Origin of the sequence: Nocardia sp. NPDC005998 (genome assembly GCF_040614395.1) — a bacterium.
In the GTDB taxonomy this organism is placed as follows: domain Bacteria; phylum Actinomycetota; class Actinomycetes; order Mycobacteriales; family Mycobacteriaceae; genus Nocardia.
On record NZ_JBEXUI010000014.1, the window covers coordinates 159900 to 174938 of the forward strand.

The window sequence follows — 15039 nt, forward strand, 5'->3', positions numbered from 1 at the left end:
AAGTAGCGCCAGTCACTGACTCTACACATAGTGTCAGTCACTGGCGCAACGTGACGCCAGTCACTGACATATTGGGGTAGGCTCGTAGGATGCCACGGAGCGGAGCAGATGCGAGGCGCCGCCTGCAGCAGGCGGCCCTGGAGCTGTATCAGGAGCAGGGGTTCGACCAGACCACGGCGGCGGAGATCGCCGCCCGGGCCGCGGTCAACGAGCGCACCTTCTTCCGCCACTTCCCGGACAAGCGTGAAGTGCTCTTCGACGGCGAGGCCGATCTACGCGCCGCCCTGATGCAGGCGGTTGCAGAAGCTCCCGAGGGGCTGGAGCCGTTCGAGATACTGCTGTGCGCCTTCCGGAAATCCGCTCGGAATCTGGAGAACAACCGCCCGTTTTCCGAACCACGATGGAAAGTCATCGCGGTGACCCCGGCACTGCGCGAACGCGAGTTGGCCAAGCATGCATGGCTCACCGATGCCGTGGCGCAGGCGCTGCGGCAACGCGGTGTCGATCACGGGATGGCCGGCCTTGCCGCCGGGACCGGCTGGGCCGCCTATCAGCACGCAGTCCAAGCCTGGATCGACGACCCCGCAGACGGCTTGGACACGCATCTCTGCCGAGCCTTCCACGACCTACGCGCCCTCTTCACGTCCGCCCTCCCGATGCAGGCAAGGCCCGAACACTGATATAGCCCCGCCTGCGGTCACCGAACGTCACAGGTGGACCCACCGAAACCGAGATCAGGAAACTGATCGAATCTCTCGGCGACATCCGCGCTGTCCTCGCCGCCGGGAATCCCTCCGACAAGATCCTGTATTCAGCGCTGGACCTCCAGGTGCGTGCGCTACCAACCCAAGCTCGCAATCGTTGGTGTGACCCCTGTGGGGTTAGCACTGGTGTCCGGAGGGGTATCGACCAGTACGCCAACCTGCTGCAACACCGAAAACTGCTGGTCATCGGCAAATAGCGGTGGCGTGACGGTTCTGGTCCGGTTGCCGCAGGTTCGTGCCTCGGGCGGGGCACTGTGAACATGGGAACGGGCATGAACTGCGGTTTGCTGTCGGGCAGTTGGTGATTGAAGCCGAATTCCAATTGTAGGCAGGTGATGCCGCCATCTTCGCTGGCCGAGGGCAATGGCGGCCGCCGAGCAGTCTTCGGAGGTGAAGAAGGCACTGATCGAGGTCGCCCACGAAACCGAGAACGACCTCATCATCTGGCTGCTGCGATGGGAATTCAACGGCCAGCCCGCGGGGTCGCCGCCGTACACGAGCATCGTGGAGCGCCTCCCGACCACGACTCCTCACTTCGAGGCGGCCGCCGAATCGAAGCTTACGCCCATTCCGATACTCGCTCCGCCGTCGACCGGGACCACCGCGCCCGTCACAAATCTCAGGTTCGGTGATACGAGCGCACCGACCAGGTCGGCGAATTCGCGGGGTTGCCCGATGCGACCCATCGGCAGGCCGCTTCCGAGACGGGTTTTGGAGAGTTCCGGTTGTCTGTCGATTGTCTTGGCGATGAGGGGGGTGTCGAAGTATCCGGTCAGCAGGGTATTGACGTTGATGTTGTGCGGCCCGGCCTCCAGGGCGAGGGTTTGGGCGTAGCCGATCACGGCCGACCAGACGGTGGCCGGGGCCGCCATACCGACGGCTGGGCGTTGAGCGACTCCGGAGACCACGTTGAGGATGCTGCCGCCTTCGGTTGTCATGTGCGGCAGCGTCGCTCGTACGGATCGGACGACGTAGAAGAAGTGGCGTTCGAAGGCTGTCAGCCATACGTCGTCGGTGAGCTCGCAGATGCGGCGGATCGGCGGTCCACCGTCGTTGGTGACCAGGACGTGGACGGCTGGACCGAACCGTTCGAGCGTCGCGGCCGTGACGCGCTCGATGTCGGCGTCGACCGAGCAATCGGCGGCAAGCCCGAGGATCTGTTCTCGGCCGTACTTGTCGGCAAGCTGTGCTGCGGCGGCCGCGACCTTCTCCGCGCGACGCGCGAAGATCGTGACGAAGGCGCCTTCTGTCAACAGGCGATCCGCGATCGCGAAACCCAAACCATCGCTGCCGCCGCCGACGATGGCCACCTTCCCGGTCAGTCCCAGGTCCATCACTCGACTCCGATCGAGGTAAGAAATGATTCGGCATTGCCCGAGAACACGTCGTCCAGGACGTCCGGAGAGAATCCCTGCTCAAGCCACTCCTGCACCAGTCGCTCATGGCTGAGCATCGGGTAGTCGGCCCCGAAGAACACCCGCTTACGCAGGCGCTTGCCGATCTCGCGCTTCAACTCGTCGGAGAAGTAGCGCGGGGACCAACCATGCAACTCCATCCAGACGTTCGCCTTATGGAGTGCGATTGCGATCATCTCCGACTGCCAGGGCCACGCCACCCGAGCCGCGATCACGTTCAGATCGGGATATCTGGCTGCGATGCGATCGACGTAGCGGGGGTGGCAGCCCTCGAGTGTGATGCCCATGCCGCCACGGGTTCCGGCGCCGGTGGCAGACATACCGACATGGACCAGAACCGGGCGGTTGGCCTCGATGCACAGATTCAGGCACTTCTCCCACTCCGGCTGGTCCGGCGTGCCGGCCGGGGTGAACGAATGAACGGCCAGCCCGACCAGTCCCGGCCCCTCGCTCAGGCAGCGCTCGAATTCCCTGACATGATCCGGCCGCGTGGGATCGATGCCGATCCAATTGCCGAGCACGACGTCGGGATGTGTACGGGCGAAGTCGAACGCGTAGTCGTGCTGGTCGCGCAACGCACCGGCATGCATCTTGTAGGTGAAGGCGAAGTCGAGCATCACGGTGGCGTTGGCCCGGCGAAACCGGGCCGCCTGCTCTTCCTCGCTGACGAAACTCATGCCCCACTTGAAATAGCCCTGCAGGGCGGCACGGTCCTCGGCGGTCTCGTACGGGCTCCCCTTCCAGCCCTGCTCGGTACCCCAGTGGGAGTGGAAGTCGATCAGGTGGGGTGGCGACGCGTTCAACGCTGAATACCTTTCGTGAATGGTTGCTGGAATTGCTCAGTGGACATTGCGGGTCGAATCGCCCCAATACGGTGCGCGTAACGCCTGCTTGTCGACCTTCCCGACCGCCGTCTGCGGAAGTGAATCGACGACCACGACCTTCTTGGGCGCATACATCGAGCCCTTGACCTGCTTCACGAAGCCCTGGAGTGCGTGGACATCAACCTCCCGCCCGGGGCGCGTGACCACGAACGCGGTGACGATCTCGCCCCATCTGTCGTCGGGCACGCCGATCACCGCCGCCGAGCCGATCGAAGGGTGCCGTGTCAGGGCGGTCTCGACTTCGCTCGCGTAGATGTTGAAACCCCCGGAGATGATCATGTCCTTCTTGCGGTCGACGATGTAGAGCAGGCCCTCGTCGTCCTGCCGGGCCAGGTCTCCGGTGTGCAACCAGCCGCCCTCGAGCGCTGTCGCGGTCTCCTCGGGAAGGTTCCGGTAGCCGAGCATGACTCCGCGGTTGCGCATGACGATCTCGCCCACCTCGCCCGGGGGAACATCGTGACCGTCATTGTCGATCAGCCGGATGCGGTTCCCGACCACGGGACGACCACAGGAGGCGAGCCGCTCCACGCTCGCGGTCTCGTGCGCGGCCTTGGGCAGGACCGTCCCGATGCCGGTCGACTCCGTCTGCCCGTATATCTGGGCGAAGACCGGGCCGATCCGCTCCCGAGCCTCGGCCAGGCGCACCGGGGACATCGGCCCGGTGGCATACCAGATCACCTCGAGGCTGGACAGGTCCCTGGTCTCCGGACGCTCGTGGTCCAGCAGCGTGTAGATCATCGTCGGCAGGCCGCTGAGACAGTTGATGCGCTCGGTTTCGATGATGTCGAGGAATCGGCCGGGTTCGAAGCCCTGCTCGATCACGACGGTACCGCCGCGAAGTAGCGTCGGGATGACGCCGAGCCCGGCGGCATGGGTGAGCGGGGCCGAGGCCAGATATCGTGGCAGGTGCGGCTGTTCGAAGTCGGCCATCTGCGCATACACCATCTGCACCATCGACCGGTGCGGCTGCATCACACCCTTGGGTCTGCCGGTCGTCCCCCCGGTGTATTGCAGCCATGCGACGTCCGTCTCGGTGGCCGGGCCGGGGTCGAGTGGTCGAGCCGCGTGCGACTCGCCCTCGGGCAGGCCACCTGCGGCCGGGATAACCAGCAAGTGTTTCAGCGAGCCGACCTCTGCGAGGACTTGGCGCCCGTGCTCCTCGAGAGCAGCGGTAACGACCAACACCGTGGCCTGCGCATCCTCGCAGACGACGATGTGGTCCTCAACCGAGGCCAGGGCCTGAAGGCCGGTGAAGCGCCCGCCTATCAGGTAGGTCGCAGCCTGGATAATCCATGACTCGGGCGTGTTCGGACCGAGCATCGTGACACCCACTCCGAGCCCCACCCCCCGACATGCCAGCGCGGCCATGTACTGCGAGGCGAGATCTCCGACTTGCGCGTAGGTCAGTCGCCGATCACCGGCGACGAATGCCTCGGACGAGCTGTGCCGAGTGAGGGCCTGCACGATCAGATCACCCAGCGTCACCCCAGAGGTGGCCGCCGTGGCAGTTGCCGAAGCGGAAGCGCTCGGCACGTCGACGAAATGAGACATACCTCAACGATGGGCGCCTACACCACGGGCGTGCCACCGATGTTCCGCCTGGAATTACGGATAACCCGCCACATTCACGCTAGTCATGGGTTGTGCGCGCCGTAGCGCGGTAGTGACCGGGTGTCTGGCCGACGAGATTGGTGAAGGCATCGATGAAGCTGCTCGGATTCGCCCAGCCCAGTCGCACCGCGGTGTCGGTGACCGAGGTGCCTTCGGAGAGTTCGATCAGTGCCCGCTGAATACGCAGCAAGGTGCGCCACTGATGGAAGCTCATCGACAGTTCGCTGCTGAACAGCCGGCTGAGAGTTCGTTCGCTCGAACCGGTTCTGTGCCCCAGCTCCCTCAGCGTCGCTGGGCTGGCCGGGTCGGCGTGCAGCAGATCGGTCACGGCCTTGAGGCGAGTGTCGCTCGGCTCTGGAAGGCGCAGTGGTTCCTTCGGGGCGCGAGCGAGTTCCGTGACGACGACCTCGAGCAGCAGCCGGGCGCGGGGGCTGTCGACGGGTTCGCGGTCGCTGACCACCGCCAGGTATGCCTCGCGTATCAGCGCACTGGCCACGAACACCGACGGTTCCGCCGACAGTCGCTCGGCCAGTGCCGCCGGAACCCCGAGCACTCGGACATCGGTCTCGCCGTACGAGCGACTGCTGTGAACATAGAAAGGTGGCACCCAGGTAATGCGGTTCGCCGGCGCCACCCAGGTGCCGACCTCGGTCGCAGTGACCAGCGCTCCGGAAACGGCGTACCTGAGCTGCCCGAAGTCATGGAAGTGCGCGGCGACGTCCTCGCCGTGGGTCAGGAGTTCGCAGACCGAAGAATCGTCGGTCCAGAACACCGGCTCGGGGACAAGTTCGGCCATCAGCACCCACTCTAGGCGGCGATCGGATCGGCAATACTGGCGGGTTATCAGGATTTTCTGGCGTGACACCGGTGGTACGCCTGTCTTCTGGCGGTCATCGTTGAATTATGCGAGCAATTACCCAGCGCACACTCGGGGGCCCGGAGGTCCTCACCATCGCGGAAGCGCCCGCGCCCCAGCCCCTGCCGACCGAAGTCCTCGTTCGGGTCGAGGCGATCGGGCTGAACCCACTCGAACCGCGCCTGCGCGCCGGTGAATTCCCGCTGCTCGGTCGGCCGCCGTTCATTCTCGGCTGGGATATCAGCGGTGTGGTCGAGACGGCGCGGACGTGGCGCTTGCGGCCCGGCGACGAGGTGTTCGGGATGCCGCTGTTCCCGCGGGCGGCCAACGCGTACGCCGAGTTCGTGGCAGCACCGGCATTGCACCTGGTGCGCAAGCCGGCATCGCTCTCACACGCCGAGGCTGCGGCGTTGCCTATCGTCGGGCTGACTGCGTGGCAGGGCCTGGTCGACCTCGGCGGCGTGACCGAGGGCACCCGCGTCCTGATCCACGCCGGTGGTGGCGGTGTCGGTCACGTAGCGATCCAGATTGCGAAATCACTCGGCGCGCATGTGATCACAACCGTCAGCGCGAGCAAGCGGGAGTTCGTCGAGGAACTCGGCGCCGACGAGGTCATCGATTACACCGCGGTCGACTTCACTGAGGTCGTCAGCGACATCGAAGTGGTGCTCGACACGCTCGGTGACGACACCGCCGCGCGCTCGCTCGAAGTGCTCCGCCCCGGGGGCCACCTCGTGACTGCGGTCGCCGACGAGGATACGGAGCTCATCGCGAAGTTCGAGGCGGCTGGCATGCATTTCAGCGGCATTGCGGTCGACCCCGATCCGGTCGCCCTGCGAGGACTCGTCGACCTCGTCGAACAGGGCAAGCTCCGGGTCCATGTGCAGGCGACCTTCCCGTTCGAGCAGATCACCGACGCGCACCGGCTGATCGAGGGCGGTCACCTCCAGGGCAAGGTCGTCCTCACCGTCTGATCCCCCATGGGACCTCACGCGAACGGAGATATGGCTGGGGCGGTGCTGGACTCGGCGAGGTGACCTCGAGGTTTCGCTGAAGCAGCTTTCGTTGGACCGACTGCTGAACTGAGCCGTCGAGTGGCTGGCGTCGGCAGGTCTAGTGCATCGAACCCTCGGCGACTTATTGTGCTGGCACAATGAGTCGCCGAGCTTCGACCTGAAAGTTCGCATCGCTCCAGCCGAATTGGCACGCAGGTTCTCTAGCCGGTCCGTGCGTGAAATGTTCCGGATTCTGTTGCACAGCAATCGGTCCGGTGGTGCCGTCGATTGTTGTTATGCCGACTGGTCGAGGATGAGGTGGCCGCCGGCTGCGATGGCGAGTTCGGGCCCGAACACTTCGGCCGGGGTGTGCACACCGGGCCGGCCCTCGCCGCGTTGCAGGCGGGCGGCGATCTCGGCAGCGACCGCGGCGGTGAAGGCCATAGCGTCGCCGGCGCGCAGCCAGCCCTCGCGGACGCTACCGTCGCTCCACTGGATCCGGGCGTGAGCCCAGGTGAATTCACGGGGTCGCGGGCGATGCGCGAGGTGGACCCGGGCGAGCCGGTGAGTCGCGGTGGTACGCAACACCCGCACCGACAGCAGAGCCGCCGCCACCGGCAGAACCGCTCGGATCAGCCGCCCGGTCGGAGCCTCGCTGGAGGCGGCGACGACGAACGCGGCGCCGCTGGCGTGCTGGGCTGCCACCAACTCGCCCGAGGGCAACGCGGCGGTTCGCACCGTCGATCCATCGGGCAGGGTGAGCTGCTCACATCCGCCGCCGAGGCGCATACGGGTCATCCGGTCGTGCTCGTAGCGGCGGCCACCGGCCGGGAGCAGGTCGAGAATGCTTGCGGCCAAGGCGGATCCGAGCGGTCCGGGCTCGATCTCGACCGCGGGAACCGCGGCCACCCGCACGCGCTGTGGTGTCGGACGATTCGCGCACAGCGCGCTCACGACGCTCTCGGTGGCGAGCACACCGAAGCCCGCGCCCGGTATCACGCAACTGCCCGCGGCGGCGGTCTGCTCGTGCAGCGCCAGTAGGTCGATCATGGTGAAGGCGTCGTTGGTCAGATCCAGGTAGTGCGTGCCGGGTGGGCAGGCGTGCACGATTGGTGCCGCCGTGCGTGCGAACGGGCCGATCGTGTTGACCACCACGGCTGGGCGTTGCCGACTCACCTGCGCCGCGACGTCGAGGGCCGAACCGATTTCCAGCGTCCGCGCTCGGCCGCCGATTTTGGCGGCAACCTCGCGCAACCCGGCGGTGTCGCGTCCCACCAGCACCGGCGACAACCCCCGGGCCGCCAGTTCGATGCTGATCGCGCGACCGGATCGCCCGGTAGCGCCCAGAACCCAGATCTCATCCACTTCTCATCCAATCTGACCAGTGAAATACGCTGCGCACGAGCATGATCCGGGGCAAACCGAGGGGTTCCGCTCCGGTGGTGGTCCGTGGGCAGCAGGTGGTTTCACCGTGCGCCCCGGGCGTGCCGCGGGTCCAATGAATGTTCGGCAATACGCATCCCGTTCTGCGCAACACCCCAGTTCAGGCCCTGCCGGAGCGACTGCGCGCCCGGAAGCGGCGGCCTACGCTGAACACATGCCCGATTCGACCTTGCCGCCGATCGACCTCGACCTGCGGCTGGTCCGTTGCTTCACGGTTCTCGCCGAACACCGGCACTTCGGCCGCGCCGCCGCGGCCCTGCACCTCACCCAATCGTCACTGAGCAGGCAGATCGACCGTCTCGAAGGCCAAGTCGGCGCGCGGTTGCTGGCCCGCACCCCGCGCGGAACCACGCTGACCGAAGCCGGGACGGTCTTCCTTCCGCTGGCGCACGCGGTACTGCGATCGACCGAGCAGGCCGTGGCCCGCACTCGCGCCGCCGCCGACCCCCGCCGCGTCACCATCGGCTACACCGCGAACATCATCATCACTCCGGCTGTGCGAGAGCTGCGCCGCCGCCATCCCGATGCCGACGTGCACACCGTCTACCTCCCTTGGAACGAAGCACACACGGCACTACTCGAACACCGAGTCGACGCCGTCGTGGCCCGTCTGCCTTTCCCGATCGACCGACTGCACGTGACCGTCCTCTACGACGAACCCCGCGCTCTGCTGGTACCTGTCGGCCATCGCTTCGCCGGCAAGGACTCGGTCACCCTCGACGACATCGCCGACGAACCGCTCCCACGCGGCGGCGACCCCACATGGGACGCGTTCTGGCGCATCGACCCTCGCCCGGACGGCCGCCCCGCCCCCGACGGCCCCCGCATCGACTCCATCGAGGACAAACTCGAACTCGTCGCCGACGACCAAGCCATCGCGATCATCCCCGCCGTCCCCACGGCCAGCGCGCTGCGCCCAGACCTCACCACGGTCCCGCTCGAGGATGCCGAACCCAGCCACGTCGTGCTGGCTACCCGCGCCGACGACCGCAATCGCCTGATCACCGCCTTCGGCAAATACGCCCGCGCTCACCTCACCGGACCCGAACCCGCGCGGCCCGAATGAGGCACACGACATCACCGCTGGACAATCACGTGCCGCATGCCGACGTTCGCGATCCGGGCGGATGTGTGGGATGTGGTGTCGGGCAAGCGATCCGTGAGGGCAGCGTGACAACCGCGGACGCTTCGCCGGGACTCGGAACTCGCCGTGCGCTAGTGGTCGCCGGTCGATCCCGTCGGCGCGGGCACGCGGAAGGTGATCAGAAGCGACGACACGGTCTGGTATTGGCCTAGCAGGGCGAGCAGGGCGATCATTCCTGGCTCGCCGAACAGGCCGTGTAGCTCGCCATAGAGTTCGTCCGGAACGTCGTGGTGGCGCAGCAGGCTCGTGGCGAGCCGTTGGGCCGATGCCGCGGCGGGTGTCAGGTCGGTGGGTGGTGTTCCCCCGAGGATCGCGTCGATGGCGGCGTCGCTGATTCCGGCGGTGCGTGCTGCGGCGGTGTGCGCGTAGATCTCGTACGGCGCGCGCCAGTGCGCGGCGACGGTGAGGATGACCGCCTGCCGAACCTCTTCGGGCAGGCCGGTTTCGACAATGGCTCGCACCCACTCGCCGAATCCGGCGGTGATTCGCGGGTTGCGCAGCATCGCGTTGAACGGGCCGATGAATCTGCCGTCCGCCAGCCGGGTGGTGAATCCGCTGTGGTGGCCTTCCGGCACAACGAGATTGCTCAGCGCCTCGTGCACGGCTCGCTGGTCTGTGCCGAGTTGATGGGGATACCGCAGCGGAAGGCGCCCGCCCAGGTGATCGGGGTTCTCGATCGGGGTTTCCCGCTGCTCACCGCCGGTCACGATCGGCCAGGGATCTTGTCGGCGGCGATGCGCTCGTCGAATCCGGTCCGCGAGTCGAGGACTCGGCCGTCGGCCCACCAGTTCTCCGATGGGGACGGCACCACATTGAGATAGATGTCACGGGTTTCCAGGTCGGTCAGATCGGTCAAGTAGCCGACGACCGACTTGTAGAGTGCGGTGAGCACCTCGGCGGGGCGTTGCCCGAAGTAGAACTGGATGAACACGGCTTCGCGACGCCGTTCCAGCCCGAATGCCACCGGCGCCGAGATCAGGTTGTCGTCGTCGAGTTCATGGAACACGTGGTACCGGTCGTCCTCGGGGATCCCCAGCACCTCGACGAGCGCGCGGTGGATGGACTCCGAGATGGCGACGCGGTGTTCGGGCAAGGATCCCTTGCGTAGGTAGATCTTCGTCATCGGCATGGCATTACCTCCTGTTGCGGGGCCGGTTGTCCGGCGCGTTCTCAGTCAATCCTGTCGGCAGACATGCGGGAAGCGAAGGTTCGGAACCTAGGGCATGCGTGACACGCATACCATTGCCTAGGCTGACGGTGTGGAGTGGTCGTCAACACCGCTGCGGGTCCTGCGGGCGGTGGCCGAGTACGGTTCGTTCACCGCGGCCGCCGGTGTCCTGGGATACACGCAGTCGGCGGTCTCGCGTCAGATGGCCGCATTGGAACATGCTGTCGGAGAGACGCTGTTCGAACGCGGTGCCGCCGGGGTGCGCCTGACACCCGCGGGCCGGGTGCTGCTGCGGGGTGCGTCGGTCGCGCTCGACGAGATCGATCGGGCCGCGCAGTCGATCCGCACAGGTGAGCGGATCGAGACCGTGGTCCGGCTGGGGATGTTCTTCAGTGCCGCGCCCGTGCTGGTACCCGAGATGTTGGCTCTCGTTCGCCAACGCGCGCCGCACATTCGGATCGTCACGCGCGAGGGCTCGACTCCCTCGCTGACGAGGAGTCTGCGGGCGGGAACCCTGGACCTAGCGGTGCTCGGCGCGCAGCCGCCCTACCCGCCGCCCGACGCCGAGGATCCGCCGCTGGAACTGGAGGTACTGCTCGAAGGCGAGCTCGCGGTGGCCGTCGCCGAGGACAGCGACCTGGGCCGCGACGGCACCGTCACCATCGCCGAACTCGCGACGATGCCATGGGTATCGAGCACCGAGGGCGTCGCCGATCCCGCGTTCGGGGTATGGCCCGCTCTACCGCGGCGACCGGAGATCGCACACCGTACCCGCGATTGGCTCAGCAAGCTCACCCTGGTAGCGAAGGGCTACGGGATCACCACGGTCCCACCGTATCTGGCGAGCGTGCTGCCCGGTGCAGTCCGCCTGGTGCGGGTGGTCGACGGGGTTTCTGTGACGCGGCGCGCGTCGTTGGCGCGCATGCCCGCCACCACGAATCAGGCGGTCCAAGTTGTGAGCGCCTGCCTACATGAGGTAGCGCGGAACCTGCCCACTCTGTGACTCGCCGCGTAACTCCTACGGAGCCACTGTGCTCGGCTGCTGTCACACCCACGCGGGACTCGCATGCCCAAGAGACCGTGACCCTGCCGGACGAAACGTGCCTGAGCGTGGTGGTCTACAGCGCACCTTCCGGAAGTGCCGCCGAGGACGGCCTGAAGCTGCTAGCCAGCTGGTGCGCCACAACCGGACAGACGCGGAAATCGGCATCGGGATTCGAGCCGGAGGCGCTCGACGAAGCCGAATCGGAACCCAACATGGGCTGATCACGGGCGCGAACTGAGGACGTATCGAGGAGACGTGAGGTGTTGAGTCGACCAAATCGTTTGATTCGGAACATCTTACGGCGCAAAGACGTCCATCCGGACCGGCCGAAACACCAATCTTGCTGGAACGGCAAGCAGGCTTGCCTCGTGAAACCGTATTCCGGGAACGTTCGGATCCATGATCAGCAGTCATCTCCTCGATCCCGCACTCGAGCCGATACTGGCGAACGTGTCCCGCGTCGACTTGTCGAACCGGACACTGCCGGAGGCTCGGGCGTGGATGGGATCGTTGTTCCAGTCATCCGAATCCCGTGAGGACGTCGTCACGGTCGAGCGCTGGCTACCCGGCGACGACGGCGGACCCGATATCCGGGTCCTGATCACGCGGTCGGCCCGGGTTGCCGAGCACGCCGTCGCCGTAGTGCTGTGGGTACACGGCGGTGGTTACTGTCTCGGCGATGCCGCCCAGGATCAGGCGCTGCTCGACCGGATCGTTGTCGAACACGACTGTGTCGCGGTCAGTGTCGATTACCGGCTCGCCCCCGAGAACCCGCATCCCGGCCCGCTGCGTGATTGCTACCTCGGCCTGCGGTGGATCCACGAGCACGCCGCCGAGCTGAATATCGACCCCGGCCGCATCGTCGTCGCGGGCGAGAGTGCGGGCGGTGGATTGGCGGCGACCCTGACGCAGCTGGCTCGCGACCGCGCGGAAGTCGCTGTGCGGCTACAGGTTTTGCTGTATCCCATGCTCGATGATCGACCGGCCGCCGAGCCGCATCCCTACACCGGCGAATTCATCTGGACCCGCGCCGACAACGCCATCGCCTGGCGGCATCTGCTCGGCGCCGAATCGGGCACTGCCCACGCCACCGCGTATGCGTCGGCCGCGCGTGCCGACGACCTCAGCGGTCTGCCGCCCGCATTCCTGATCGTCGGCGCCCTGGATCTGTTCCTCGACGAGAATCTCGCCTACGCGCAACGGCTCCTGCGAGCCGGAGTCCCCACCGAACTGCACGTGCACCCCGGTCAGGTGCACGGGTACCGGGCCTTCGGCACCGATTCCGCCCGGCGGTTGTCCGCCGATCTGGATGCCGCACTGCGCGTCGCCCTCGATCGGTAGATCGCGAATCAGCCGGTGGACCCGGATGATTCAGCGCGATCGGGCTCGTAGATGGGCCCGCTCGCCCTGGCGGCCGAACAAGATGAGCAATTCCACCGGTCGGTCGTCGGCGGCTCCCAGCCAGTGCGGCAGATGGGTGTCGAATTCGGCCACCTCACCGGGACGTAGCACCACATCCGCGTCGCCGACCAGCAGGCGCAGCCGGCCGTCGAGGACGTAGAGCCATTCGAAGCCCTCATGGGTCTTTAGCTCGGGTTCGCCGCGGTCGGGTCGCAGCACCAGCTTGTGCGCCTGTAATCCGCCGGGCCGCCGGGTCAGCGGGACGAAGATCATGTCATCGCGACGCACCGGACGCAGATGCACTCGAGGGTCTCCGGTCTGCGGGGCTCCGACCAGGTCGTCGAGTGGCACGGCGTATGCGCGCGCCAGCGGGAGCAGCAGCTCGAGATTGGGGCGTCGGCCGCCGCTCTCCAGCCTGGACAGGGTGCTCTCCGAGATTCCGGTCAGTTCACTCAGTTCGGCCAGGGTCGTGCCGCGCTGCCGACGCAGCGTGCGCAACCGGGGTCCTACGGCAGCCAGTACGTGGGTCAGATCCTCCATACAGCCAGCTTGCCGAAACGGCAAGAGATCTTGCAACGCGGCGCAGCCGCAGTCCACTCTCGGTGCGGCGACCGGCAGCGCGAAATCGCGAGCCGCGCATCATCATCGCCATCTATCCAAAGGACAGTCATGAGTGCCGATCCGAATACGACGCTGCAGGAGATACCGCTCCGAACACCTGATCCGCGACGCTGGCTCGCGTTGGGCGTCATCAGTGTGGCCACCCTGATGGTGGTGCTGGACGCGTCCATCGTGAATATTGCGCTACCGCACGCCCAGCGCGACCTGGGCATCGACGACGCCGACCGCCAATGGGTGATCACCGCCTACGCCACGGCCTTCGGCGGGCTGCTGCTGCTGGGCGGACGCATCGTCGATCTCGCCGGGCGCAAGCGCACCTTTCTGATCGGGCTGCTCGGTTTCGCCGCCGCCTCGGCGCTCGGCGGTCTGGCCCCCGATGGACCGGTCCTGTTCGCCGCCCGCTCGCTGCAGGGCGCATTCGCCGCACTACTCGCTCCCGCGGCGCTGTCACTGATCAGCGTCACCTTCACCGACCCCGCCGAACGCGCCCGTGCCTTCGGCGTCTACGGGGCGCTGCAGGGCAGCGGCGGAGCTATCGGGCTCATCGCGGGCGGGTTGCTCACCCAGTACACCAACTGGCGGTGGTGTCTGTTCGTGAACGTCCCGATCGCGATAGTCGTTGCGCTCGCCGCGATTCCGACCGTCCGCGAGAGCCGCGCCGAGGGCGAACAACGCCTCGATGTCCGCGGCGCGGTGCTAGTTACCGCCGGACTAGTCGCGCTCGTGTACGGATTCACCACGGCCGCACAGGGAACCGGCTGGGTTGCCCCGACGACCCTGAGTGTGCTCGCCCTGGCGGTGGCGCTGCTGGGCGCGGTCGGCATCCTGGAGTGGCGAACCGCCCATCCGTTGCTACCGCCGCGGGTGGTCGCCGACCGCAACCGCGCCGCAACACTGCTGTCGTCGGTACTGATCGGTGCCGGGATGTTCGGCATGCTGCTGTTCCTGACCTACTACTTCCAGGTCAATCTTGGATACTCACCGATCCGCGCCGGAACCGCCTTCCTGCCCTTCGCCGGCGGCATCGTCGCCGCCTCCGTGCTCGGCGCCGGACTCGTTCCCAGGCTGGGTCCCAAAGTCATTATGCTGAGCGGCCTTTCGGTGACCGTGCTTGGCGCACTATGGCTGGCCGCGCTGGGCAGTGGCACCGGATTCGTCGCGGGGATCCTCGGCCCGGAGCTGGCGAGCGGTCTCGGTCTCGGTCTGTACTTCCTCGCCCTGCCCACCGCCGTGCTGTCCGATGTGGAGCCCCGCGACACCGGGGTAACGAGCGCACTCATCAGTGCAACCCAACAAGTCGGCGGTGCACTCGGGCCCGCATTGCTCAACACCCTCTATGTGACCGCGCTCGATGGCTATCTGAGCGCACACCACGCATCCCGCGCGAGCGCCGGGCCAGTTCTGCTCGACGGCTACCTGCACGGTTATCGACTTGCCTTCGTGGTCGCGGCGGTGCTGTTCACGATCGCTGCTGCAACCGTCGTGATCACGAAACATAATGCACCCCAACGACGTTAACCGGAATCCGCGCCCTGTGCGGATACCTGTCGCCCGGTGCGGGGTATCCCTTCATTCGATCCGACCGAGCCACTGATCGTCGTCTGCCGCGGCGGACGACTCGGCGTCGCTGCTGGCTGCGTTTGTCGGAATCGCACTCGCGACAACATCGAAGAGGTGATCGGCGCGCGGTGG

General features: G+C 66.5%; 15 protein-coding genes. 7 read left to right on the plus strand and 8 right to left on the minus strand.

Translation table 11 applies throughout. The features are described 5' to 3' along the window. Nucleotides 1–89: 89 nt before the first annotated feature. Nucleotides 90–680: a TetR family transcriptional regulator gene (locus tag ABZ293_RS20905; protein ID WP_355182928.1), complete on the plus strand. Its 591-nt coding sequence runs from the start codon at nucleotides 90–92 to the stop codon at nucleotides 678–680. 614 nt (nucleotides 681–1294) lie between these two features. On the opposite strand, the gene ABZ293_RS20910 is transcribed toward ABZ293_RS20905, so the two are convergent. From ABZ293_RS20910 to ABZ293_RS20925, 4 genes are all read right to left on the minus strand, one after another. Next, on the minus strand, nucleotides 1295–2098 hold the full coding sequence (locus tag ABZ293_RS20910) for an SDR family oxidoreductase (protein WP_355182930.1): 804 nt from the start codon (nucleotides 2096–2098) through the stop codon (nucleotides 1295–1297). After that, complete coding sequence (locus tag ABZ293_RS20915) at nucleotides 2098–2982, minus strand: amidohydrolase family protein (protein ID WP_355182932.1); 885 nt, start codon at nucleotides 2980–2982, stop codon at nucleotides 2098–2100. The genes ABZ293_RS20910 and ABZ293_RS20915 overlap by 1 nt, the downstream gene beginning before the upstream one ends. Before the next feature lie 36 nt (nucleotides 2983–3018). Continuing rightward, nucleotides 3019–4614, minus strand: coding sequence for an AMP-binding protein (locus tag ABZ293_RS20920; protein WP_355182934.1), 1596 nt, complete (start codon nucleotides 4612–4614; stop codon nucleotides 3019–3021). A gap of 79 nt (nucleotides 4615–4693) precedes the next feature. Beyond that, nucleotides 4694–5470, minus strand: coding sequence for a helix-turn-helix transcriptional regulator (locus tag ABZ293_RS20925; protein WP_355182936.1), 777 nt, complete (start codon nucleotides 5468–5470; stop codon nucleotides 4694–4696). A 107-nt stretch (nucleotides 5471–5577) separates the two neighbouring features. Between ABZ293_RS20925 and ABZ293_RS20930 the strand changes: the two genes are divergently transcribed. After that, nucleotides 5578–6504 carry an NADP-dependent oxidoreductase gene (locus ABZ293_RS20930; RefSeq protein WP_355182938.1) on the plus strand — a complete coding sequence of 309 codons (927 nt, stop codon included), beginning with the start codon at nucleotides 5578–5580 and terminating at the stop codon, nucleotides 6502–6504. A gap of 315 nt (nucleotides 6505–6819) precedes the next feature. On the opposite strand, the gene ABZ293_RS20935 is transcribed toward ABZ293_RS20930, so the two are convergent. Then, on the minus strand, nucleotides 6820–7890 hold the full coding sequence (locus tag ABZ293_RS20935; RefSeq protein ID WP_355182939.1) for a hypothetical protein: 1071 nt from the start codon (nucleotides 7888–7890) through the stop codon (nucleotides 6820–6822). A gap of 232 nt (nucleotides 7891–8122) precedes the next feature. Here ABZ293_RS20935 and ABZ293_RS20940 point away from each other — a divergent pair, with 232 nt between their 5' ends. Beyond that, nucleotides 8123–9034, plus strand: a complete 912-nt coding sequence (locus ABZ293_RS20940) for a LysR family transcriptional regulator (protein ID WP_355182941.1) — start codon at nucleotides 8123–8125, stop codon at nucleotides 9032–9034. 149 nt (nucleotides 9035–9183) lie between these two features. Here the strand turns inward: ABZ293_RS20940 and ABZ293_RS20945 are convergent, their stop codons facing one another. Together ABZ293_RS20945 and ABZ293_RS20950 are read right to left on the minus strand one after the other, a co-directional pair. Then, nucleotides 9184–9819, minus strand: a complete 636-nt coding sequence (locus ABZ293_RS20945) for a carboxymuconolactone decarboxylase family protein (protein WP_355182943.1) — start codon at nucleotides 9817–9819, stop codon at nucleotides 9184–9186. Next, the gene (locus ABZ293_RS20950) at nucleotides 9816–10241 is read right to left on the minus strand and encodes a tautomerase family protein (RefSeq protein ID WP_355182945.1); all 426 of its coding nucleotides are present in this window, start codon (nucleotides 10239–10241) and stop codon (nucleotides 9816–9818) included. Before ABZ293_RS20950 ends, ABZ293_RS20945 begins: the two co-directional genes overlap by 4 nt. A gap of 130 nt (nucleotides 10242–10371) precedes the next feature. On the opposite strand from ABZ293_RS20950, the gene ABZ293_RS20955 reads away from it, so the two are divergent. The 3 genes from ABZ293_RS20955 (at nucleotide 10372) to ABZ293_RS20965 (ending at nucleotide 12666) form a co-directional block, all read left to right on the plus strand. Then, the gene (locus ABZ293_RS20955) at nucleotides 10372–11283 is read left to right on the plus strand and encodes a LysR family transcriptional regulator (protein WP_355182947.1); all 912 of its coding nucleotides are present in this window, start codon (nucleotides 10372–10374) and stop codon (nucleotides 11281–11283) included. A 77-nt stretch (nucleotides 11284–11360) separates the two neighbouring features. Beyond that, nucleotides 11361–11546, plus strand: coding sequence for a hypothetical protein (locus ABZ293_RS20960; protein WP_355182949.1), 186 nt, complete (start codon nucleotides 11361–11363; stop codon nucleotides 11544–11546). 178 nt (nucleotides 11547–11724) lie between these two features. Continuing rightward, nucleotides 11725–12666, plus strand: coding sequence for an alpha/beta hydrolase (locus ABZ293_RS20965; RefSeq protein ID WP_355182951.1), 942 nt, complete (start codon nucleotides 11725–11727; stop codon nucleotides 12664–12666). A 30-nt stretch (nucleotides 12667–12696) separates the two neighbouring features. Here ABZ293_RS20965 and ABZ293_RS20970 read toward each other — a convergent pair whose 3' ends face one another. Beyond that, on the minus strand, nucleotides 12697–13266 hold the full coding sequence (locus tag ABZ293_RS20970; protein ID WP_355182952.1) for an XRE family transcriptional regulator: 570 nt from the start codon (nucleotides 13264–13266) through the stop codon (nucleotides 12697–12699). A gap of 129 nt (nucleotides 13267–13395) precedes the next feature. Here ABZ293_RS20970 and ABZ293_RS20975 point away from each other — a divergent pair, with 129 nt between their 5' ends. Then, complete coding sequence (locus tag ABZ293_RS20975) at nucleotides 13396–14865, plus strand: MFS transporter (RefSeq protein WP_355182954.1); 1470 nt, start codon at nucleotides 13396–13398, stop codon at nucleotides 14863–14865. Nucleotides 14866–15039 lie beyond the last annotated feature (174 nt).

What these genes read in the sequence shown, in the direction of transcription:
- ABZ293_RS20905 (WP_355182928.1), top strand. Translation starts at nt 90, where the DNA reads ATGCCACGGAGCGGAGCAGATGCGAGGCGCCGCCTGCAGCAGGCGGCC.
- ABZ293_RS20940 (WP_355182941.1), top strand. Translation starts at nt 8,123, where the DNA reads ATGCCCGATTCGACCTTGCCGCCGATCGACCTCGACCTGCGGCTGGTC.
- ABZ293_RS20970 (WP_355182952.1), bottom strand. Translation starts at nt 13,266, where the DNA reads ATGGAGGATCTGACCCACGTACTGGCTGCCGTAGGACCCCGGTTGCGC.
- ABZ293_RS20910 (WP_355182930.1), bottom strand. Translation starts at nt 2,098, where the DNA reads ATGGACCTGGGACTGACCGGGAAGGTGGCCATCGTCGGCGGCGGCAGC.
- ABZ293_RS20975 (WP_355182954.1), top strand. Translation starts at nt 13,396, where the DNA reads ATGAGTGCCGATCCGAATACGACGCTGCAGGAGATACCGCTCCGAACA.
- ABZ293_RS20950 (WP_355182945.1), bottom strand. Translation starts at nt 10,241, where the DNA reads ATGCCGATGACGAAGATCTACCTACGCAAGGGATCCTTGCCCGAACAC.
- ABZ293_RS20925 (WP_355182936.1), bottom strand. Translation starts at nt 5,470, where the DNA reads ATGGCCGAACTTGTCCCCGAGCCGGTGTTCTGGACCGACGATTCTTCG.
- ABZ293_RS20920 (WP_355182934.1), bottom strand. Translation starts at nt 4,614, where the DNA reads ATGTCTCATTTCGTCGACGTGCCGAGCGCTTCCGCTTCGGCAACTGCC.
- ABZ293_RS20965 (WP_355182951.1), top strand. Translation starts at nt 11,725, where the DNA reads ATGATCAGCAGTCATCTCCTCGATCCCGCACTCGAGCCGATACTGGCG.
- ABZ293_RS20930 (WP_355182938.1), top strand. Translation starts at nt 5,578, where the DNA reads ATGCGAGCAATTACCCAGCGCACACTCGGGGGCCCGGAGGTCCTCACC.